Origin of the sequence: Pseudomonas sp. Irchel 3H3 (assembly GCF_900187635.1) — a bacterium.
GTDB lineage: Bacteria > Pseudomonadota > Gammaproteobacteria > Pseudomonadales > Pseudomonadaceae > Aquipseudomonas.
Window position 1 is genome coordinate 51600 of sequence record NZ_FYEC01000026.1, and the last position, 21531, is coordinate 73130.

Sequence of the window (21531 nt, forward strand, 5' to 3'; positions counted from 1 at the left end):
ATATAGGAAAAGAAAAACTACCAGCGAAAACTCAATTGCGCCTTGGGTGCTGCCGCCACTGCCGCAGGCGTACCCTCGGCGCCCGGGGCCAGTGGCGCAGGCGCCGCTACGGGCACCTCCTGCAACTTGGCCAGGCTCAACTGCGCACGCAGTTGCTCGCTGCTGCCATTGACCCGATACACGATCCGGTCACCCACCACCCGCTGCAAACGGGCACCAAAGGGCTCCAGCAAGCGCCCCAGCGCAGCATAACGTTCAAGGTTCATGCCCTGCACTTCAAGCACCTGCTCGCCGGACGCCCCCGGCTTGGAGGCAAAGCGCGGCGCCAGGCGCTCACTCACTGCCAGCAACACCGCGTCGGCAACCTCCGCGCTATCCGCCCCCTGCACGCTGCCCTGCTCACGCTGGTCTCCCAGCCACAGATGCCATTTGGCCTGCCATGCACCGCCATCCTCACGCGCATGTACCGCCAGCAGGCCATCGGCACCATAACGCTCGGAGGCGCTGCGCAGCGCAGTGGCATCGCTACCTTGCAGATTGGGTGCGGTGGCGACCAGTTGCTCGCTCAGGTCGGCCAGCGGCAGGCGCAAGGGTAACCCACGATGCTGGGCCGCACGGCGCAAGGGCTCGGCACTGGACTGGCCGTCGCCCACCAGGCTCGAGCCTTCACTGGAGTCGTTGAGCCACCAACCGAGGATCGATGGCCGATTGGCGCCCCACACCGCCAACCCGGCCTGGCGCAACGCGCGATCGGTACTCGCCGGATCGAATTCGACCTGCAGGCTTTCCGGCGGCCCGGCATCGTAGCCGTACTGGCTGATGATTTGTTGCGGGTCCTTGCGCAAGGCGGCCAGGCCGGGGCTCTGCAAGGCCTTGGCATCTCCGGTAAGGCGCAACACCAGGGTGTCGAGCGCACGCTGGGTGGCCTGGTCGCGCTCTTGCGGGGTCTGGTTGCTGACCGGTTCGCGCACCTGATAGAGACCTTTGACGGTTTGGGCCTGGCTGGCCAGGCTGAGCACTGACAACACACCGGCAAACAGCAATTTACACAGACGCATGGAAGATTCCCGACGACAGAAAGCGGCTGGAACGCACCGCATGAATCAATTTGAACAGGGCTGTGACCACACGCCCCAGCAAAACATTCACGCGATCGCTGGAAGTTTTTACTCCGTCATAACCATAGACGGTAAACAGCTCTACCTTATACAGCGACACACGAGATCACCAACGCCGGCATTTTTTGCTTTTTTTTGCCGATATGCCCCTGCCCGTCGGCCCGAGGATGGCCGCTGCCCCTCAAGCCTGATAAAATCGCGCGCCTTCGCAGACCGGCAATGGCCGGGTGATCTGAAATGTTTTGCGCGGCACTCCCGCCAGGACGCTTTCAGCCTTCCCGCCAGACTCGGTCGTTACCCCTGAATCCCCCCTAAAGGCCTGGATCATGAGCAAGCAACCCTCCCTGAGCTACAAGGACGCCGGTGTAGACATCGACGCCGGTGAAGCATTGGTCGAACGCATCAAGAGCGTCGCCAAGCGCACTGCGCGCCCGGAAGTCATGGGCGGCCTGGGCGGTTTCGGCGCCCTCTGCGAAATCCCGGCCGGCTACAAGCAGCCTGTACTGGTTTCCGGCACCGACGGTGTTGGCACCAAGCTGCGCCTGGCACTGAACCTGAACAAGCACGACAGCATCGGCATCGACCTGGTGGCCATGTGCGTTAACGACCTGGTGGTGTGCGGCGCCGAACCGCTGTTCTTCCTGGACTACTACGCCACCGGCAAGCTCAACGTCGAAACCGCCACCCAGGTGGTCACAGGCATCGGCGCTGGCTGCGAACTGTCCGGCTGCTCCCTGGTTGGCGGCGAAACCGCTGAAATGCCTGGCATGTACGAAGGCGAAGACTACGACCTGGCCGGCTTCTGCGTCGGTGTGGTCGAGAAAGCCGAGATCATCGACGGCTCGAAAGTGGCCGCCGGCGACGCCCTGCTCGCCCTGCCTTCGTCCGGCCCGCACTCCAATGGCTACTCGCTGATCCGCAAGATCATCGAAGTATCCGGTGCCGACATCGAGAACATCGAACTCGATGGCAAGCCGCTGACCGACCTGCTGATGGCGCCGACCCGTATCTACGTCAAGCCGTTGCTCAAGCTGATCAAGGACACCGGCGCCGTAAAAGCCATGGCCCACATCACCGGTGGTGGCCTGCTGGACAACATCCCGCGCGTCCTGCCAAAAGGCGCACAAGCCGTGGTTGACGTTGCGAGCTGGACCCGTCCTGCCGTGTTCGACTGGCTGCAAGAGCAAGGCAACGTCGACGAAAACGAAATGCACCGCGTGCTGAACTGCGGCGTGGGCATGGTCATCTGCGTCGCTCAAGAGCACGTTGAAACCGCGCTGAACGTACTGCGTGAAGCCGGCGAGCAGCCTTGGGTCATCGGTCAGATCTCCACCGCTGCCGAAGGCGCGGCTCAGGTTGAACTGAAGAACCTCAAGGCTCATTGATGTCCAAGACCTGTGATGTGGTGGTGCTGTTGTCCGGCACCGGCAGTAACTTGCAGGCCTTGATCGACGACGCACAGCATGCGGACAACCCTGTCCGCATCCGCGCCGTGATCTCGAACCGCGCCGATGCCTACGGCCTTCAGCGCGCCAGGGACGCGGGTATCGACACCCGCGCCCTGGATCACAAGGCTTTCGAAGGCCGCGAGGCCTTCGATGCCGCCTTGATCGAACTGATCGATGAATTCCAGCCCAAGCTGGTGGTACTGGCCGGTTTCATGCGCATTCTCAGCGCTGATTTCGTGCGCCACTATCAGGGCCGCCTGCTCAATATCCACCCTTCGCTGCTACCCAAATACAAAGGGTTACACACTCATCAGCGAGCGTTGGAGGCCGGCGACACTGAACACGGATGCAGCGTGCACTTCGTTACCGAGGAACTCGACGGCGGCCCACTGGTCGTACAGGCAGTAATACCGGTAGAGTTGCATGATTCGCCGCAAAGTCTGGCGCAACGCGTACACGTACGCGAACACCAGATTTATCCGTTGGCTGTTCGCTGGTTTGCCGAGGGCCGCCTGAGCCTTGGCGAAGAAGGTGCTTTACTGGATGGCCAGTTGCTCGAGGCCAGCGGTCACTTGATTCGTAACTAGGAGATTTTATGCGTCGCGCCCTGCTCTTCGCTTGCGCTCTGTTCGCCCTGCCACTCGCGCAGGCTGCAGACCTTCAACCGTTCTCCGCCAGCTACACCGCCGACTGGAAACAGCTGCCGATGAGCGGCACTGCCGAACGCAGCCTGGCCAAACAAGCCAATGGTGTCTGGAAGCTCAGCTTCAAGGCCTCCATGATGATTGCCAGCCTGACCGAAGAAAGCACCCTGACACTCGACAAGGACACCCTGCTGCCGCAGTCGTATCATTTCGAGCGTGGCGGCCTGGGCAAGGCCAAGAAGGCTGATCTGGATTTCGACTGGACCACCAAGATGGTCACCGGCACTGATCGCGGTGACGCGGTCAAGATCCCGCTGAACCGCGGCATGGTCGACAAATCTACCTATCAGCTGGCCCTGCAGCACGATGTCGCCGCCGGCAAGAAAAGCATGAGCTACCAGGTGGTCGATGACGGCGAAGTCGATACCTACGACTTCCGCGTCCTGGGCTCCGAGAAAGTCGACACCAAGGCCGGCCAGATCGACGCGATCAAGGTGGAGCGCGTACGCGACCCGACACAAAGCAAACGCATCACCGTGATGTGGTTCGCCAAGGACTGGGACTACCTGCTGGTTCGCCTGCAACAGGTCGAAACCGACGGCAAGGAGTACAACATCATGCTCCTGGACGGCACCGTCAACGGCAAGTCGGTCAAAGGCAGCTAAGCCTGGAAATACCCAAAGGCCTCGCGAAAGCGGGGCTTTTTTTCGCCTGTAGATTCGCCGTCACCGGCCCGCGAAGCCCTTCGGCTCATGAAACTTCTGTCATGAAACTTTCCAGCCTGCGACCGAATGTCACGCCCTGCGCGGGCTGCAGGATTTTCTCAATTCCTGCAACAGACCGTTACCGACTCTGCCGATTTACTTAGCAAGCTATCAAAATATATAACAAAGGCCTGCACACGCCTTGCTGCAGATCAATCAGGATTGGAGCTAGCAGATGACAGTTAAAGTGACAGAACGCGACGATTCACACATGTCCCACGAAGGGGTAGCCGCCGGTATCCGCATCTGGGATGTGCATCAACAAGACTTACTGGTGGGAATGTTTCATTCCGAAAGCGACGCCCACAGCTATCGCATCGAATTGGAAACCCTGGAGCAGCAACGCGAAACCGCTACGCGCTGACCTTTGAAAACTGCAGCCGCCAACCCAGCCAAGCGCCGAGGCTGGCGGCTGCAGACTCAGCTCAGTTCCAGTTGCACAAAGTGCAACGTCTCCTCGACTTTCATAGCCTGCAGTTCGTGGCTGATCCGGCCGGAACTGACTTTAGCGAACTGACAACGCCCCTCGCCCATGCCATCGTTCCTGACCGCAAACTGCACACTCGGCGGGTACGGCCGGTTTTGATCAAACGGCATGCCACAGGCGATCAGGAAATCAATTTTCGCCTCGATCTGCTCCGTCTCTTCATCTCGCTCGCCCTCTTCGAGCTGCGCGTAGTCCAGGCACACATTGATACTAAAAGGGCACTGTTCGACCATCGAGTTAAATAATATCGGACCATAACCCTGCGCCGTATTGTGCTCGGACAGCGCCGAACTGAGTTTGCGCACTTTGACTTTCAAGTTATCGGAAAGCTGAAAGTACCAATAATACTCATCACTGCCGACATTACTGCCAAAGTCGATACCGGAAACATGGCGCTTTGGCCACATCGATAGCTCCGGGAAGCCGTCGCCCAGAAACTTGAAGTTACTCGCCAGCAACACTGAGTTGACCACTTCAAAATACTCACCTTGAGGATCCTCGACCTTGATCAAGCTGGCACAGGTGCCGGCCATCAGGACGACCCTGCCATAGTCGTTGAGCGGCAGCCACTTGATGAGCTGCGCGATACTCCCCGGCAGCTGCTCCAGGTAACAACTGCTCAGCTGCAGCAGCTCCTCCTCGGTGCCCGCACTGGCCCAGGGTACGTTCCAGAAGAACTCGGGCAAGGTGAAGAACAGGCACTGACTGTCGACGTAATCATTGATGGTCAGTTCGGCACTCAGGTTCAGCCTGTCACTGACGAATTGAACTCGCCGATCGAGTTCCTGGGTGACATAACTGACGATGCTCTGGCCCGGTTTACGCGCCCAGGAGAATTCCGAATGAAAGGTGGGTTGTTGCAAAGACGCAATAGTCACAAACATTAAGCACCTCAGAATCATTAATAGATCAAATACTCTCCTTGCCGCTGGGCCATTAAAAGATCAACCGCAGGATCGGTACTACACCGACCTGAAGCCAGACATAAATAAATATTAACCGCCGTATAACAGAAGAGCCCGAAAGAGCGTAGCGATACACTCTTTCGGGCTCAACATGTTTGACCGCCTGAAGTACTAACGCATGTGTAGTTGTCGCCAACTACCCATATCGTATTACCACATCAGATCATCAGGAATCTGATAGGCCGCGTACGGATCGTCCTCGGCATCGACCTCTTCGGTCTGCACGTTCATCTGCACGATGCGCTGTGGATCGCGCTCCTGGATCTTCAGCGCAGCCTCACGTGGGATCACTTCGTAGCCGCCGCCATGGTGCACGATGGCCAGCGAGCCGCTGCTGAGTTTGTTGCGCATCAGGGTGTTGACCGACAGGCGCTTGACCTTCTTGTCGTCAACGAAGTTGTAGTAGTCCTCGGTGGTGAGCTTGGGCAGGCGCGAGACTTCGATCAGTTGCTTGATCTGTGCGGCACGGGCCTTCTGCTCGGCTTTCTCCTGCTGCTGGCGGTTGAGCTCCTGGTCGCGCTTGACCTTCTCGGCCATGGCTTCCTGGGCCAGGCGTTGCTGGCTGTCGTCGAGCTCGATCTGGCCTTTGTGGGCCAGGCGTTGTTGCTTCTGCTTTTCTTTACCGACCTGCTTGGCCTGCTTTTGATTGACCAGCCCTGCTTTGAGCAACTGGTCGCGAAGGGAAATGCTCATGTGCTTACTCACTTAGGCAACTGCTCAACCGCAGCTGGGCAAATTCTTTTCCTGACGTTTGGCTTCGCCCCACAAGGCGTCCAACTCTTCGAGGGTGCAATTTTCTATGGGTTGGTGCGTGTCGCGCAATGCCTGTTCGATAAATCGGAAACGTCGCTCAAACTTGGCATTGGCCCCGCGTAGCGCGGTTTCCGGGTCGACCTTGAGGTGCCGCGCCAGATTGACCACGGAAAACAACAGGTCGCCGACCTCGTCACTGATCGCCGCCTTGTCGTTATCGGCCATGGCCTCAAGCACTTCATCGAGCTCTTCACGCACCTTGTCGAGCACCGGCAACGCATGCGGCCAATCGAACCCTACCTGCCCGGCGCGCTTTTGCAACTTGGCCGAACGCGACAGCGCCGGCAGCGCACTGGGCACATCGTCGAGCAAGGACAACTGCTCGGGTGCCTGGGACTTCTCGGCCCGTTCTTGCGCCTTGATCTGCTCCCAGCGCTGCTTGACCTGCTCCTCGTCGAGGCGCGGGACATCCAGCGGCGCGTACAGCTCGCCAGTGGGAAACACATGGGGATGACGGCGGATCAGCTTGCGGGTGATGCTGTCGATGACGCCGGCAAACTCGAAACGCCCTTCCTCTCGGGCCAACTGGCTGTAGTACACCACCTGGAACAGCAAGTCGCCCAACTCACCCTGCAAGTGATCGAAGTCACCGCGCTCGATGGCGTCAGCCACTTCGTAGGCTTCCTCCAGGGTGTGCGGGACGATGCTCTTGTACGTTTGCTTGATGTCCCATGGGCAGCCGTACTGCGGGTCGCGCAGACGGGCCATGAGGTGCAGCAGGTCTTCAAGTGAATACATCAAAACGGCCTCTGCCCGCTTACTGTAGGAGCGAGCCTGCTCGCGATGGACGTTAACGATGACGCGCGTCATCTGAATAAATGCGTCGCCCTCAAATCCTTCGCGAGCAAGCCGCAAGCGGGCGCCGCAAGCGGGCGCCCGCTCCTACAATAAAGCTCTTGCGTCTTATGGCGTACGATTACGCCGGGTCTCAATGATGTTCGGCAACTGGGAAATTCGCCCCAGCAGCCGCCCCAAAGCGTCCAGCCCCGGAATCTCGATGGTCAGGGACATCAACGCAGTGTTGTCCTCCTTGTTCGAGCGGGTGTTGACCGCCAGCACGTTGATCCGCTCGTTGAGCAGCACTTGCGAGACGTCACGCAGCAGACCGGAGCGGTCGTAGGCACGGATGATGATGTCCACCGGATAGGTGAGCACCGGCACCGGGCCCCAGCTGACCTGGATGATCCGCTCGGGTTCGCGCCCGCCCAGTTGCAACACCGAGGCACAGTCCTGGCGGTGAATGCTGACACCGCGGCCCTGGGTGATGTAGCCGACGATCGCGTCGCCTGGCAGCGGCTGGCAGCAGCCGGCCATCTGCGTCATCAGATTGCCCACGCCCTGGATCTGGATGTCGCCGCGCTTGCCGGGCTTGTAGCCAGTGGCCTTGCGCGGGATCAGCTCCAACTGTTCGTTGCCGCGTTCCGGCTCCACCAGTTGCTGCGCCAGGTTGACCAGTTGGGCCAGGCGCAGATCGCCCGCGCCCAAGGCAGCGAACATGTCCTCGGCGGTTTTCATGTTGGCCTTGTCGGCCAGCTTCTCGAAATCCACCTGCGGCAGGCCAAGGCGATTGAGCTCGCGCTCGAGCAAGGTCTTGCCCGCCGCGACGTTCTGATCGCGCGCCTGCAACTTGAACCAGTGGACAATCTTGGCCCGGGCCCGCGAGGTGGTGATGTAGCCCAGGTTCGGGTTCAGCCAGTCACGGCTCGGGGTGCCGTGCTTGCTGGTGATGATCTCGACCTGTTCACCGGTTTGCAGGCTGTAGTTGAGCGGCACGATACGCCCGTTGATCTTTGCGCCACGGCAGTTGTGGCCGATCTCGGTGTGCACGCGGTAGGCAAAATCCAGCGGCGTCGCGCCCTTGGGCAGGTCGATGGCATGGCCGTCGGGGGTGAAGATGTACACCCGGTCCGGCTCGATATCGACCCGCAACTGTTCGGCCAGGCCACCGATGTCCCCCAGCTCCTCGTGCCACTCGAGCACCTGGCGCAACCAGGAGATTTTCTCTTCGTAGTGGTTGGAGCCGGACTTGACGTCGGTGCCTTTGTACTTCCAGTGCGCACAGACCCCCAGTTCGGCCTCTTCGTGCATGGCGTGGGTGCGGATCTGCACTTCCAGCACCTTGCCCTCGGGACCGATCACCGCCGTGTGCAACGAGCGGTAGCCGTTCTCCTTGGGGTTGGCGATGTAGTCGTCGAATTCCTTGGGAATGTGCCGCCACAGCGTGTGGACGATACCCAGCGCGGTATAGCAGTCGCGCATTTCCGGCACCAGCACGCGCACCGCGCGCACGTCGTAGATCTGGCTGAACTCCAGACCCTTGCGCTGCATTTTGCGCCAGATCGAATAGATGTGCTTGGCTCGGCCGCTGATGTCGGCATCGACACCGGTGGCCTGCAACTCGCTCTGCAACTGGTTCATCACGTCGCTGATGAAGCGCTCGCGGTCGAGGCGCCGCTCATGCAGCAACTTGGCAATCTGCTTGTACTGGTCCGGCTCCAGGTAACGGAAGGACAAGTCCTCCAGCTCCCACTTGATATGACCGATGCCCAGGCGATGGGCCAGCGGCGCGTAGATATCAAAAACTTCCCGGGCGACCCGGTTGCGCTTTTCGTCGTCGGCGGTTTTCACCGCGCGGATCGCGCAGGTGCGCTCGGCGAGCTTGATCAGGGCCACACGGACGTCGTCGACCATGGCCACCAGCATCTTGCGCAGGTTTTCCACCTGGCCCTGGGTGCCCAGCACCATGGACTGGCGCGGGCTCAGGCTGGCGCTGATGGCCGCCATGCGCAGCACGCCGTCGATCAGCTTGCCGACCACCGGGCCAAAGCGCTGGCTGACGTTGGGCAGCTGGATCTGGCCTTCGCGCACGCCACGGTAAAGGATCGCCGCGACCAGGGAGTCCTGGTCAAGCTTGAGGTCGGCGAGAATTTCCGCGATCTCAAGCCCGGTGCGAAAACTCGAGGTGCCTTCGGACCACAGGTTCTTCGCTGCATTGTCTTGCTGTTCGGCCTGTCGAGCGAACTCGCAGGCTTCCTTCAAGGCTTCGCGATCCAGTGCCGGATCGACACTGACCGCATGATCGAGCCAAGCCTCGAGATTGATACTGCCGTCGGTGTTGATCGGCTGGTGTGCTCTCACCTGTACCATCTTGCTTACCTTCCCTACGACGCAGATTCAATGCGTCAAATCGCTGACCTTCGTTGCCCATGCGCCCTCGCTGGGCTGCTGCGAGTGCGGCATGGGCGGCCCAGTCGGACCAGACGAGCATCCTAGCTCGCTTCAAATAACGCCATGGCCTCGACATGTGCCGTCTGAGGAAACATATCGAGGATCCCGGCACGTTTTAACCGGTAGCCCTGCTTGATCAATTCGACCGTGTCGCGCGCCAGCGTTGCCGGGTTGCACGACACGTATACCAGGCGCTTGGCGCCGAGCGAGGCGAGTGTGCGCACCACCTCGAAAGCACCATCACGCGGTGGGTCCAAGAGTACCGCACAAAAGCGTTCCTCGGCCCATTTGGCATCAGCCAAAGGCTGGGATAAATCGGCCTGAAAAAACCTGGCGTTATGCAGATTGTTGCTAGCGGCATTGGCAGCAGCGCGCTCGACCATGGTCTGCACGCCTTCCACGGCCACCACTTCGCGCACCTGCTGGGCCAGCGGCAAGGCAAAGTTGCCCAGGCCGCAGAACAGATCCAGCACCCGTTCCTCAGCCGTCGGTTGCAGCCAGTCCAGGGCCTGGGCCACCATCGCCTCGTTGACCGCGGCATTGACCTGGACAAAGTCCCCCGGCCGATACGCCAGCTCCAGGTTCCAGCGTTCCAGTCGATAGCCCAGCGCCTGGCCGGCATCCACCGGTTGAGGTTCACCTTCGCCATGCAGCCACAACTGGGCTTGATGGAAGGCGCAGAATTCCTTGAGGATGTTCAGGTCGGCGTCGGACAGCGGTGCCATGTGCCGCAACAACACGGCCAGCGAAGAACCGGCGAACAACTCGACATGCCCCAGGGACTGCGGTTTGCTCAAGCGCCGAAGCATCTCGGGCAAACGGCTCATGATCGGTTGCAAGGGCTGTACCAGCACCGGGCAATCATCGATGCCGACGATGTCCTGGCTACCCGCGGCACGGAATCCGACTTCCAGCTTCTTCGCCTTGATGTCCCAGCGCACCGCCACTCGGGCGCGACGTCGATAGGCAAATTCCGCCCCGCTCAGCGGCGCAGCCCACTCTTCGGGCTCGACCCCGGCCACCTTCGACAACTGCTCGGCGAGCATGCGCTGTTTCAGGGCCAGTTGTTCGTTATGGGGCAGATGCTGCACGCTGCAGCCACCGCAGCGCCCGGCATGGACGCAGGGGGCAGGACGGCGCAGGTCATTGGCGACAAACACTCGTTCGGTACGGGCCTCGACGACTTTGCCGTGGGCGCCAAGGACCCGCGCCTCGACCTCCTCGCCCGCCAGGGCGCCGATGACGAACCAGGTGCGCCCTTCGAAAAACGCGATGCCACGACCGTCATTGGCCAGGCGCTCGATGCTCAAGCGCTGCTTTTTACCGGTCGGGATTTGCGGGGCCTTGCTGCCGCCCGTGGGCTGGAAACGCAGGCCTCTCGGTTGCTTGGCCATCAGTTGGGCGCATCGAAAATGCCGGTCGACAAGTAACGGTCGCCCCGGTCGCAGATGATCGCGACGATCACCGCGTTTTCAACTTCCCGGGACAGCCGCAGCATCGCCGCCACCGCACCACCCGAGGAAACGCCACAGAAGATGCCTTCCTCGCGGGCCAGTCGACGGGTCACGTCTTCGGCTTCGCTCTGGGCCATGTCGACGATCCGGTCGACACGCTCGGCCTGGTAGATCTTCGGCAGGTATTCCTCGGGCCAGCGGCGGATGCCCGGGATCGCCGAGCCTTCCATCGGCTGCAGGCCGACGATCTGCACGCTGGCGCTCTGCTCTTTCAAGTAGCGCGAAACGCCCATGATGGTCCCGGTAGTGCCCATGGAACTGACAAAGTGGGTAATGGTGCCCTGGGTCTGGCGCCAGATCTCCGGGCCGGTGGTGGTGTAGTGCGCCTCGGGGTTGTCACCGTTGGCGAACTGGTCCAGCACCTTGCCACGGCCTTCGGCCTCCATGCGCTGGGCCAGGTCGCGGGCGCCTTCCATGCCCTCCTCCTGGCTGACCAGGATCAGCTCGGCACCGTAGGCCGTCATGGCGGCCTTGCGCTCGGCGCTGGAGTTGTCGGGCATGATCAGGATCATCTTGTAACCCTTGATCGCCGCCGCCATGGCCAGGGCGATCCCGGTGTTGCCGGAGGTCGCCTCGATCAGGGTGTCGCCGGCATGGATCTGCCCACGCAACTCGGCACGGGTGATCATCGACAGCGCCGGACGGTCCTTGACCGAACCCGCCGGGTTATTGCCCTCAAGCTTGAGCAGCAGGGTGTTGCTGGTCTCGCCCGGCAGGCGCTGCAAACGGACCAGCGGGGTGTTGCCGACGCAATCGGCGATAGTTGGGTACTGCAAGGTCATGGCGTATTCGCAATCCAGACTGCGGGGGCGCCCATCATACCGGCAAACGTGCGCGGGCCATATCACGCAAAGTACGGTGCTTATGGCTGATAGCTATAAGCAGCTACTGCGCTGCCGCGCGCCCGATCAGACGGCAGAGGGATGAGCCAGCAGGCGCAGGTGCAGGCACAATCCCCCGCCGGTGTTCTGCGCCCACAACTGCCCGCCCTGGCGTTGCACGGCATTCCTGGCAATGCTCAAGCCCAACCCGAAACCGCCATTGCCCGGGCGCGAGCCGTCGAGGCGGGTGAAGGGCAGGAAGATCCGTTCCAGGTCGGCCTCCGCCACCCCATCGCCCTGATCCTCCAGCCAAAGGTGCCAGAACTCGCCGTCACGGCGACCGTCGAGGCGTACGCAGGCGCCCTCGGGGGAATGCCGGATGGCGTTGCGCAGAATGTTTTCCAGGGCCTGGGCCAAGGTGTTGAGGTTGCCGCGCACCCAACACTCGGCGTCGACCGCGCATTGCAGTTGGGTACTGGGCCAGGCACTTTCGTAGCAGGCGTTTTCCGTGAGCATTTCCCACAGCGCCTGCACCTGGATTGCCTCGTCCGGCAGGGGCGCACGCTCGGTATCGAGCCAGGCCAGTTGCAGAGTGTCTTCGACCAGGCGCTGCATGCCATCGACTTCACGGCCGATGCGGTCACGCAGTTGCGCCAGGTCCTGTTCGCTTTCGCTGGCCACTCGCAGGCGACTCAGCGGGGTGCGCAGTTCATGGGACAGGTCACGCAGCAACTGCTGTTGCAGCGCCACCGTGCTTTGCAGCCGTTCGGACATGTGATCGAAGGCGCGCCCCAGTTCACCCAGTTCATCCTTGCGATTGGTGGTCTGGCTCGACAGGCGCACGCTCAACTGGTCCGCCCGCCAGGCGTTGGCCTGCTCGCGCAGATTGTTCAGCGGTACCACCAGCAAGCGGTACAGCCCCACGCACAGGAGCAGGGTGAACAGCCCGGGAATCACCCCGTTGGTGATCACCCGCCAGAACACTTGGTAGCGCCCAGGCATGAAGCGCTTGGGCAATTCGAGCACCAGGCTGCCAACGCTCGAGTCCTGGGGAAAGGGAATACGCAGCCCGGGCAGCCGCTTGGCGTGGATCGGCCACTCCATGTCACGCAAAAACGTCAGACGCTGGATTTCCGGAGCGGTGAGTTCATGGCTGCTCAAGGATTGCAGCTCATTACTGATGACCCCCACCCAGCCTTTCTCACGCTGAGCCATGCCCTGCAGCCAGGCATCAACGCCGGCGCGCTGGCCCTGTTGCCAGGCTTGCTCGGCCTCGGCGGCGTAGCCCAAGAGGGTAGCCCGGGCCTCGTGGGACAGAAACTGGTTCTGCTTTTCCATGTAGCGGCCCCAGGACCAGCTCAGCCAGATCATCAGCAGGCAGAAGGCAACCAGCAGGCACGCCAGTTTCCAGAACAGCGAATGTTTGCCGGGGAGGTCAGACCACTTCATCGACGGCGCTCAAGACGTAACCTTTGCCCCACACGGTGCGCACTTCGCGCTCGCTGTAGCCGATGGCCTTGAGCTTGCGCCGGATCTGGCTGATGTGCATGTCCAGGCTGCGGTCGTGGGGTGCGTAGCCGCGTTGCAATACATGCTGGTAAAGGAAGGCCTTGCTCAGGACTTCGTCGCCATTGCGGTTCAGGGTTTCCAGCAGCCGGTACTCACTGCGGGTCAGGCCAGCCCACTGCTGGCCAAAATGCACATCGCACAGTTCGTCGTCGAACCGCAGGCTGTGGGCTTCCGTGTTGAGTGTCGGTGGCACGTGGCGGCGGTCCAGGGCCACCCGCCGCAGGATGGCTTCAATGCGCACGCGCAATTCGGCCATGCTGAACGGCTTGGGCAGGTAGTCGTCGGCGCCCAGGCGAAAACCGCTGATGCGATCCGCTTCCGCGCCCAGCGCGGACATCAGCAGCACGGGCGTCGAGTCACTGGTACGCAGGTCGGTCAGTACCGCCAGGCCATCCATGCCGGGCAACAGGATGTCCATCAACACCACGTCGAAGGCCTGGGCACGGGCCAGCGCCAGCCCTTCCTTGCCGTTCTGGCACCAGGTGACCTGGAAACCACAACGTCCCAGGTGCTCATGCACATAAGCGCCGAGCACAAGGTCGTCTTCAATCGCCAGGATCCGGGGAGAGCCAACAGGTACGGGAGTCATTAGCTTCTGCAAGTAATTCTCAATCAGTGATTATTCAAGATTGCCCGGCCATGAGCAACCCGCGCGGCTGCCCGACGTCACGCAGCTGTCGGCGGTGCCGGGCAATTTGCCGAGATTGCCTGCCTGCAAATCGCTACACTGCGCAGGTATTGCGTGCCAGATAGGCGCATCGATGATCGATGAACGACGTAAGAGCAGGAGAGTGGCGTGCTGAAGAAAATGGGGATCAAAGGTCGCGTGCTCCTGCTGACCTTGCTGCCGACCAGCCTGATGGCCCTGGTCCTGGGTGGTTATTTCACCTGGATGCAGCAGTCCGACCTGCAGACCCAACTGCTCAAGCGCGGAGAAATGATCGCCGAACAACTGGCGCCGCTGGTGGCGCCAGCAATGGGCCATCAGAACGAAGAGTTGCTGGAACGCATCGCCACCCAGTCGCTGGAACAACAGGACGTGCGCGCTGTGTCGTTCCTCGCCCCTGACCGCAGCCCTGTGGCGCACGCCGGCCCCTTGATGCTCAACCCGGCACCGACCGGCGACAACTCGCACCTGCTGCGCCGCTCCGGCAGCGATGCCACCCGCTACCTGCTGCCGGTGTTCGGCAAGCACCGCAACCTGGCCGGCGAAGTGATCCCCGATGAAGCCGATCGCCTGCTGGGCTGGGTCGAACTGGAGCTGTCCCACAACGGTATGTTGCTGCGCGGTTATCGCAGCCTGTTCGCCAGCCTGCTGCTGATTGTCGGCGGGCTGATCTGCACCGCCCTGCTCGCCCTGCGCATGGGGCGCACCATCAACAACCCGCTCAACAGCATCAAGCAGGCCGTGGCCCAGCTCAAGGACGGCCACCTGGAAACCCGTCTGCCCCCGCTGGGCAGCCAGGAACTGGATGAACTGGCCTCGGGCATCAACCGCATGGCCAGCACCCTGCAAAATGCCCAGGAAGAATTGCAGCACAGTATCGACCAGGCCACCGAAGACGTGCGCCAGAACCTGGAGACCATCGAGATCCAGAACATCGAGCTGGACCTGGCGCGCAAGGAAGCCCTGGAAGCGAGCCGGATCAAATCCGAATTCCTCGCCAACATGAGCCACGAGATCCGCACCCCGCTCAACGGCATCCTCGGCTTTACCCACCTGCTGCAAAAGAGCGAACTTACGCCGCGCCAGCTGGATTACCTGGGGACCATCGAAAAGTCCGCCGACAGCCTGTTGGGGATCATCAACGAGATTCTCGACTTCTCGAAAATCGAGGCCGGCAAGCTGGTGCTCGACAGTATTCCGTTCAACCTGCGCGACCTGCTGCAGGACACCCTGACCATCCTCGCCCCCGCCGCTCACGCCAAGCAGCTGGAACTGGTGAGCCTGGTATACCGCGACACGCCGCTGTCGCTGGTGGGGGATCCGCTGCGCCTCAAGCAGATCCTGACCAACCTGGTGAGCAACGCCATCAAGTTCACCCGCGAAGGCACCATCGTTGCCCGCGCCATGCTGGAAGACGAGTTCGAAGACAGCGTGCAACTGCGCATCAGCATTCAGGACACCGGCATCGGCCTGTCCAACCAGGATGTCCGAGCCCTGTTCCAGGCCTTCAGCCAGGCCGACAACTCCTTGTCCCGACAGCCCGGCGGCACGGGGCTGGGGCTGGTGATCTCGAAGCGGCTGATCGAACAGATGGGTGGCGAGATCGGGGTCGACAGCACCCCGGGCGAAGGCTCGGAATTCTGGATCAGCCTGAGCCTGCCCAAGACTCGCGACGACATCGAGGACCTACCGGCCCCGCCACTGTTGGGACGTCGCGTCGCAGTCCTGGAAAACCACGAACTGGCGCGCCAGGCCTTGCAGCACCAATTGCAGGACTGCGGCTTGGAAGTCACCCCGTTCAACACCCTGGAAAGCCTGGCCAACGGCGTCACCATTGCTCATCAGACCGAGCAGGCGATCGACCTGGCGGTCCTGGGCATCACCTCCAACGACATGCCTCCGGAGCGGCTCAACCAGCACATCTGGGACCTCGAGCACCTGGGCTGCAAGGTGCTGGTGCTGTGCCCGACCACCGAACAGACGCTGTTCCACCTCTCGGTGCCCAACCCCCATAGCCAGTTGCAGGCCAAGCCGGCCTGCACCCGCAAATTGCGCCGGGCTTTGTCCGACCTGGTCACCCCACGCCAGGTGCGCAGTGAACCTGGCGAGCCGCTGTCCAGCCGTCCACCCAAAGTGCTCTGTGTGGACGACAACCCGGCCAATCTGTTGCTGGTGCAAACCCTGCTCGAAGACATGGGGGCCAAGGTCCTGGCGGTGGAAAGTGGTTACGCGGCGATCAAGGCCGTGCAGACCGAAACCTTCGACCTGGTGCTGATGGATGTACAGATGCCCGGCATGGACGGACGCCAGAGCACCGAAACCATTCGCCAGTGGGAAAGTGAACGGCACTGCACGCCGCTGCCGATCGTCGCCCTCACAGCGCACGCCATGGCCAACGAAAAACGCGCGCTGCTGCAAAGCGGCATGGACGATTACCTGACCAAGCCCATCAGTGAGCGCCAACTGGCGCAGGTGGTATTGAAGTGGACGGGACTGGCGCTGCGCAATCATGCGCCGGAGCGCGCCGACACCTATGGCAGCACCAGCGACCTGCTGGTACTCGACCCGGATGAAGGCCTGCGCCTGGCCGCTGGCAAGGCCGACCTGGCCGCCGACATGCTGGCAATGCTGCTGGCGTCTTTGGAGGCTGACCGCGAGGCGATTCGCGTGGCCCGCCAGAGCCATGACCACAATGCCTTGATCGAGCGGGTCCACCGCTTGCACGGCGCCACGCGTTATTGCGGGGTACCGCAGTTGCGCGCGGCCTGCCAACGCAGTGAAACCCTGCTCAAGCAGCAAGACCCCAAGGCCCATGCCGCGCTGGAAGAACTGGAACGCGCGATCAACCGCCTGGCCCTGCAAGCCCGGATCAGCGCCTGATCCAGGGCAATGGCGCCGGGCGCTCGAGGGATTAAACTCAACCTTTTGCCCGTCGATTCCAGGAGGACCGCATGCGCACCATTCTCTTCAGCAGTCAGACCTACGACCGCGACAGCTTTCTCGCCGCACCGGCCAACGCCAGTATCGAGCTGCACTTCCAGGCGGCACGCCTGAGCCTGGACACCGTGGCCCTGGCCGAGCGGTTCGAGGTGGTCTGCGCCTTTATCAATGACGACCTCAGCGCGCCAGTGCTGGAGCACCTGGCGGCTGGCGGCACCCGCTTGATCGCCCTGCGCTCGGCCGGCTACAACCACGTCGACCTGGCGGCCGCCAAGCGCCTGGGCCTGAGCGTGGTCCGCGTGCCAGCCTACTCGCCCCATGCGGTGGCCGAACATGCGGTGGCGCTGATCCTGGCGCTCAACCGGCGCCTGCACCGCGCCTACAACCGCACTCGCGAAGGCGACTTCACCCTGCACGGGTTGACCGGCTTTGACCTGTACGGCAAGACAGTGGGAGTCGTCGGCACCGGGCAGATTGGCGCTACGTTCGCCAAAATCATGGCTGGCTTCGGCTGCCAGTTGCTGGCCTACGACCCCTACCCCAACCCTGAAGTTCAAGCTCTCGGCGCACGCTACCTGCCCCTGGCTGAATTGCTCGCCGAGGCACAAATCATCAGCCTGCACTGCCCGCTGACCGCCGACAGCAAGCACCTGATCAACAGCCAGTCACTGGCGCACCTGCAACCCGGGGCCATGTTGATCAACACCGGGCGCGGCGCCCTGGTGGACACCCCGGCACTGATCGAAGCCCTGAAAAGCGGACAGTTGGGCTACCTGGGGCTGGACGTGTATGAAGAAGAAGCCCAACTGTTCTTCGAGGACCGCTCCGACTTGCCCTTGCAGGACGACGTCCTGGCGCGATTGCTGACCTTTCCCAATGTGATCATCACCGCCCACCAGGCGTTCCTCACCCGCGAGGCCCTGGCGGCCATTGCCGCGACTACGTTGCAGAACATTACCGAGTGGGCCGCAGGTACCCCGCAAAACAGCGTCGAAGGCTGAGATTGGCTGATCGAAGGTCACATCCACGGGCCATGGGCGAGGGTTTCGCGTGCTAGCATATCGGCCATATTTGGAGGACCCATGGTCGAACACGATTTCCGCTATAGCCTGATGAACCCGCAACACACCCTGATCGAATGCCGCACCCTCGCGCCGGGGCGTTATCAAGTCACCGGCAACGGTGGCTCGATTCGCGCCGACGACGTGTTGCTGGTCACCCTCAAGGGCAGCAAGGACTTGTCCATGCGCCTGACCGTCGAGAATGTGCGTCACCTGCTCAAGCCGATGGGCCAGTGGGTTGCCATGGCCAGCGGTCCGGTGTTCGGGGAGTTGGCGATCCACAGCTGGCAGGTCAACTGCGACAGCTGCGCCAAGGAGCTCAAGTTCGAGTTCGCGGTCGACACCTCACACGGTATCAAGGCCGAAAAACTGGCCGCCACCGCGCGGATCGCCGAACTGGGCTGGACCACCGCTGGCGAGAAACACCTGTGCCCGAAATGCCAGGAGCCCGCGTGATGAAACACCTAGTGCTGGCCGGGATGGCGGCTGTGGGCTTGTTGGGGTGCGCGGCCGAGCCGATGAAACTGCAACAGGAGCGCAGCTACATCCTGGAATGGATTGGTGAGCGTCCGCTGATCGACAGCAGCCACCTGACCATCACCCTGGGTGAAGACGGCCGGGCCTACGGCAACGGTGGCTGCAACCATTGGTTCGCTCCCTACACCCTGGACGGCAACCAACTGAGCTTCGGCAAAGTCGGCAGCACCCGCAAGCTGTGTGCACCGGCCTTGATGGAGCAGGAAAGACGCTTCCTGCAGGCGCTGGAAACCGTGCAACGCTGGGACATCTCGCCCATCGAGCAAGTACGCTTCTGGCCCGCCACCGGCAAACCCCTGCGCTGGTGGCCGGAAGAAGGCTGACCGGCCGATGATCGTTCCCACGCCCCGTGGGAACGATCAAGTGACACCAAGCGCCGCTTCAGTTCTTCGCTTGCAACGCTTGCAACTTGGCGATCACCCCCGCCGCCGTCTGCTCGCCCATCAACTGCTCACGCACCTTGCCCTTGTCGTCGATGATGTAGGTCACCGGCAGCGCTTCGCTGCGCGGTAATTCAAAACGTTCGGCCGGATCCTGGGCCAGGACGGTAAAATCGATGCCCAGTTTGTTGCTGGCGCTCTTGAGTTCCTCGCCCTGCACGTTGTCGAAGTTGACCCCGAAGACATTGATCTTCTGACTCTTGAGCTGTTCGGCCAGGGCGTTGAGCTCAGGGATCTCGGTCCGGCAGGGGCCACACCACTCAGCCCAGTAGTTGAGCACCAACCATTTACCGTCCAGGCGCTCCGAGGCCACCTTCTGGCCCAACTGATCGGTGCCGTAGTCGTAACCACAGCCTGCCAGCAGCAGGCTGGTGAAAAGTGCCAATGCCGCGCTCAATCGCCTTGTCATGGGGCTGATCCTTACTCGATAAATAAATTGCGCTGCGACCCATTGCCCCTGAAGGTTCTGGACTGCTCGCCGCACAGGTAGAATAGCCGCCACCTTACGCAAGATGCGACCCGCTCATGACCGATCTGACGCTTTATCACAACCCGCGCTGCTCGAAATCCCGCGGTGCGCTGGAACTGCTGGAGGCCTGCGGCCTGACGCCGACCGTGGTGCGCTACCTGGAAACCCCGCTCAATGCCGAGCAGTTGCACGGCCTGCTGGGCAAACTGGGAATCAGCGCCCGGCAATTGCTGCGCACCGGTGAAGACGAATACAAGAGCCTGAACCTGGCCGATGGGAACCTCAGCGAAGCACAGCTGATCGCCGCCATCGCCGCCCACCCCAAGCTGATGGAACGCCCGATCCTCGAAGTCGGCAACCAGGCCGTGATCGGCCGGCCGCCAGAAAAAGTACTGGAGATCCTGCCGTGAGCGCGCCGTACATCCTGGTCCTGTACTACAGCCGCAATGGCTCGACCAATGAAATGGCCCGGCAGATTGCCCGCGGCGTTGAGCAGTCCGGCATGGAAGCGCGCCTGCGCACCGTGCCAGCGATTTCCAGCGAATGCGAAGCCGTGTCGCCGGATATCCCCGACGAAGGCCCGCTGTATGCCAGCCTCGACGACCTGAAACACTGCTCGGGCCTGGCCCTCGGCAGCCCGACCCGCTTCGGCAACATGGCGGCACCGCTCAAGTACTTTCTTGACGGTACCAGTAACCTGTGGCTGACCGGCGCCCTGGTGGGCAAGCCAGCCGGGGTGTTCACCTCGACTGCCAGCCTGCATGGCGGCCAGGAAACCACCCTGTTGTCGATGATGTTGCCCTTGCTGCATCACGGCATGCTGATCACCGGCCTGCCCTACAGCGAGTCGGCCCTGCTGGAAACCCGTGGCGGCGGCACGCCCTATGGCGCCAGCCATCACGCCGGGGCCGACGGCAAGAGCGGCTTGAACGAACATGAAGTGGCGCTGTGCCGGGCCCTGGGCCTGCGCCTGGCGAAAACTGCACAGCAACTTGCCAGCGTCCAGCCAATGGAGAACCACCGTGGCTAAAAAGCCCAAGATCCTGCCGGCCATCGAGTGGCTGGAGCCACGCGTGCGGATCAGCCGCACCGCCAGCCTGCTGTGCTTCTTCGCCCTGGTCGGCCTGCTCTGCGCCTACTACCTGGTGTTTGCCGACCTGCACGGCGCACGACCCTGGGTGATCCTGCTGATCGAGCTGGTGCCCTTGCTGTTGCTGGCGCCGGGGATGATCAGCGGCAGTGCGCGCGGACATTCATGGATGTGCTTTGTGGTGAACCTGTACTTCATCAAGGGCGCGATTGCCGCCTTCGACCCCAATCGCCAGGTGTTCGGCCTGCTGGAAATGGGCGCCAGCCTGGCGCTGTTCTGCTCGGCTTTGCTGTATGTGCGCTGGCGCTTCCAGCTCAACCGCAAGTTGGCGGGAGAAGGCGAAACCTGCGCCGCCTGACAGGGCCTCATCGCGGCATAGGTATCTACACAACTGTGGTGCGACGTTGCACCTGTGGGCCTCTGGGGTGTTGGATTAGACCGAGTACATATCCATTCTTGCGGTAACGGCCTCCTATGGTTCCGCCTGACGGCGGCTCACTTTTGAGAAGCGCAAAAGTAAGCAAAACGCTCTTACCCCACCACTCGGTGCCTCGCTTAGGCTCGGCATGCCCGTACTCCGACATTGATTTGGGGGGCCGCCGCAATGGGCCCTCCCTGGCCCAGTGCGGCTAAACCGGCGTCCTGCCGGTTTACCCCCCAAATCAATATCGGACTCCGGCCAGCGTGGTTAACGGGCGCCCAGGATCAAAAACAAAGCGAGGCGGCCTTAGAGCCGACCTGATCGCTAGGGCATGCGCGGTGTAGCTTCTACTTCCTAAGACGCTGACGAAGTCAGCAATCTTTTGATCTGGCTTTGGCTTTGGCTTTAGCTCTGGCTCTGGCTTTTGATCCTGGGCGCCCCGTTAACCACGCTGGCCGAACGCAGGCTTGAAGCCGTGGGTAACCCGGCAGGACGCCGGGTTAGCCGCCCCGCGCCATGGATGGCGCGTGGCGGC

Annotated in this window: 21 protein-coding genes; 11 read left to right on the forward strand and 10 right to left on the reverse strand. The window is 61.9% G+C overall.

The window, feature by feature from the left end:
* Window positions 1–17: 17 nt before the first annotated feature.
* Window positions 18–1058 (reverse strand): DUF2066 domain-containing protein, encoded by a 1041-nt coding sequence (locus CKW24_RS22370; RefSeq protein ID WP_177440692.1) that lies wholly within the window; start codon window positions 1056–1058, stop codon window positions 18–20.
* A gap of 386 nt (window positions 1059–1444) precedes the next feature.
* On the opposite strand from CKW24_RS22370, the gene purM reads away from it, so the two are divergent.
* The 4 genes from purM to CKW24_RS22390 all read left to right on the forward strand — a co-directional run bounded on the left by purM (window position 1445) and on the right by CKW24_RS22390 (window position 4338).
* Window positions 1445–2503, forward strand: a complete 1059-nt coding sequence (gene purM, locus CKW24_RS22375; protein ID WP_095170344.1) for a phosphoribosylformylglycinamidine cyclo-ligase — start codon at window positions 1445–1447, stop codon at window positions 2501–2503.
* On the forward strand, window positions 2503–3153 hold the full coding sequence (gene purN, locus CKW24_RS22380) for a phosphoribosylglycinamide formyltransferase (RefSeq protein WP_095170345.1): 651 nt from the start codon (window positions 2503–2505) through the stop codon (window positions 3151–3153). The genes purM and purN overlap by 1 nt, the downstream gene beginning before the upstream one ends.
* Window positions 3154–3161: 8 nt before the next feature.
* A complete protein-coding gene (locus tag CKW24_RS22385) occupies window positions 3162–3875 on the forward strand; it encodes a DUF3108 domain-containing protein (protein WP_095170346.1) in 714 nt (237 codons plus the stop codon).
* A 274-nt stretch (window positions 3876–4149) separates the two neighbouring features.
* Entirely contained in the window at window positions 4150–4338 is a 189-nt protein-coding gene (locus tag CKW24_RS22390) for a hypothetical protein (RefSeq protein WP_095170347.1), read from the forward strand.
* A gap of 56 nt (window positions 4339–4394) precedes the next feature.
* Here CKW24_RS22390 and CKW24_RS22395 read toward each other — a convergent pair whose 3' ends face one another.
* From CKW24_RS22395 to CKW24_RS22430, 8 genes are all read right to left on the reverse strand, one after another.
* Window positions 4395–5363, reverse strand: a complete 969-nt coding sequence (locus CKW24_RS22395) for a hypothetical protein (protein WP_143501269.1) — start codon at window positions 5361–5363, stop codon at window positions 4395–4397.
* A 213-nt stretch (window positions 5364–5576) separates the two neighbouring features.
* Entirely contained in the window at window positions 5577–6119 is a 543-nt protein-coding gene (locus tag CKW24_RS22400; RefSeq protein ID WP_095170349.1) for a DUF2058 domain-containing protein, read from the reverse strand.
* 24 nt (window positions 6120–6143) lie between these two features.
* Window positions 6144–6977 carry a nucleoside triphosphate pyrophosphohydrolase gene (gene mazG, locus CKW24_RS22405; protein ID WP_095170366.1) on the reverse strand — a complete coding sequence of 278 codons (834 nt, stop codon included), beginning with the start codon at window positions 6975–6977 and terminating at the stop codon, window positions 6144–6146.
* A gap of 165 nt (window positions 6978–7142) precedes the next feature.
* Window positions 7143–9386: a GTP diphosphokinase gene (gene relA / locus CKW24_RS22410; RefSeq protein ID WP_095170350.1), complete on the reverse strand. Its 2244-nt coding sequence runs from the start codon at window positions 9384–9386 to the stop codon at window positions 7143–7145.
* 122 nt (window positions 9387–9508) lie between these two features.
* A complete protein-coding gene (gene rlmD / locus CKW24_RS22415; RefSeq protein ID WP_095170351.1) occupies window positions 9509–10861 on the reverse strand; it encodes a 23S rRNA (uracil(1939)-C(5))-methyltransferase RlmD in 1353 nt (450 codons plus the stop codon).
* On the reverse strand, window positions 10861–11763 hold the full coding sequence (cysM, locus tag CKW24_RS22420; RefSeq protein WP_095170352.1) for a cysteine synthase CysM: 903 nt from the start codon (window positions 11761–11763) through the stop codon (window positions 10861–10863). The genes rlmD and cysM overlap by 1 nt, the downstream gene beginning before the upstream one ends.
* A 126-nt stretch (window positions 11764–11889) precedes the next feature.
* Window positions 11890–13251, reverse strand: coding sequence for a sensor histidine kinase (locus CKW24_RS22425; protein WP_095170353.1), 1362 nt, complete (start codon window positions 13249–13251; stop codon window positions 11890–11892).
* The gene (locus tag CKW24_RS22430; protein WP_095170354.1) at window positions 13238–13960 is read right to left on the reverse strand and encodes a response regulator transcription factor; all 723 of its coding nucleotides are present in this window, start codon (window positions 13958–13960) and stop codon (window positions 13238–13240) included. Before CKW24_RS22430 ends, CKW24_RS22425 begins: the two co-directional genes overlap by 14 nt.
* Window positions 13961–14167: 207 nt before the next feature.
* On the opposite strand from CKW24_RS22430, the gene CKW24_RS22435 reads away from it, so the two are divergent.
* The 4 genes from CKW24_RS22435 to CKW24_RS22450 all read left to right on the forward strand — a co-directional run bounded on the left by CKW24_RS22435 (window position 14168) and on the right by CKW24_RS22450 (window position 18899).
* On the forward strand, window positions 14168–16918 hold the full coding sequence (locus tag CKW24_RS22435) for a response regulator (protein WP_095170355.1): 2751 nt from the start codon (window positions 14168–14170) through the stop codon (window positions 16916–16918).
* Between the two features lie 71 nt (window positions 16919–16989).
* Window positions 16990–17979, forward strand: a complete 990-nt coding sequence (locus CKW24_RS22440; protein WP_095170356.1) for a 2-hydroxyacid dehydrogenase — start codon at window positions 16990–16992, stop codon at window positions 17977–17979.
* Between the two features lie 81 nt (window positions 17980–18060).
* Window positions 18061–18495 carry a hypothetical protein gene (locus CKW24_RS22445; RefSeq protein WP_095170357.1) on the forward strand — a complete coding sequence of 145 codons (435 nt, stop codon included), beginning with the start codon at window positions 18061–18063 and terminating at the stop codon, window positions 18493–18495.
* Entirely contained in the window at window positions 18495–18899 is a 405-nt protein-coding gene (locus CKW24_RS22450; protein WP_095170358.1) for an META domain-containing protein, read from the forward strand. Before CKW24_RS22445 ends, CKW24_RS22450 begins: the two co-directional genes overlap by 1 nt.
* 58 nt (window positions 18900–18957) lie before the next feature.
* On the opposite strand, the gene CKW24_RS22455 is transcribed toward CKW24_RS22450, so the two are convergent.
* Window positions 18958–19425: a TlpA disulfide reductase family protein gene (locus CKW24_RS22455; protein ID WP_095170359.1), complete on the reverse strand. Its 468-nt coding sequence runs from the start codon at window positions 19423–19425 to the stop codon at window positions 18958–18960.
* Between the two features lie 116 nt (window positions 19426–19541).
* Between CKW24_RS22455 and arsC the strand changes: the two genes are divergently transcribed.
* The 3 genes from arsC to CKW24_RS22470 are packed head-to-tail and all read left to right on the forward strand — an operon-like array spanning window position 19542 to window position 20933.
* A complete protein-coding gene (gene arsC, locus CKW24_RS22460; RefSeq protein WP_095170360.1) occupies window positions 19542–19895 on the forward strand; it encodes an arsenate reductase (glutaredoxin) in 354 nt (117 codons plus the stop codon).
* Window positions 19892–20515 carry an NAD(P)H:quinone oxidoreductase gene (gene wrbA / locus CKW24_RS22465; RefSeq protein WP_095170361.1) on the forward strand — a complete coding sequence of 208 codons (624 nt, stop codon included), beginning with the start codon at window positions 19892–19894 and terminating at the stop codon, window positions 20513–20515. Before arsC ends, wrbA begins: the two co-directional genes overlap by 4 nt.
* Window positions 20508–20933, forward strand: a complete 426-nt coding sequence (locus CKW24_RS22470) for a DUF2069 domain-containing protein (RefSeq protein ID WP_095170362.1) — start codon at window positions 20508–20510, stop codon at window positions 20931–20933. The genes wrbA and CKW24_RS22470 overlap by 8 nt, the downstream gene beginning before the upstream one ends.
* Window positions 20934–21531 lie beyond the last annotated feature (598 nt).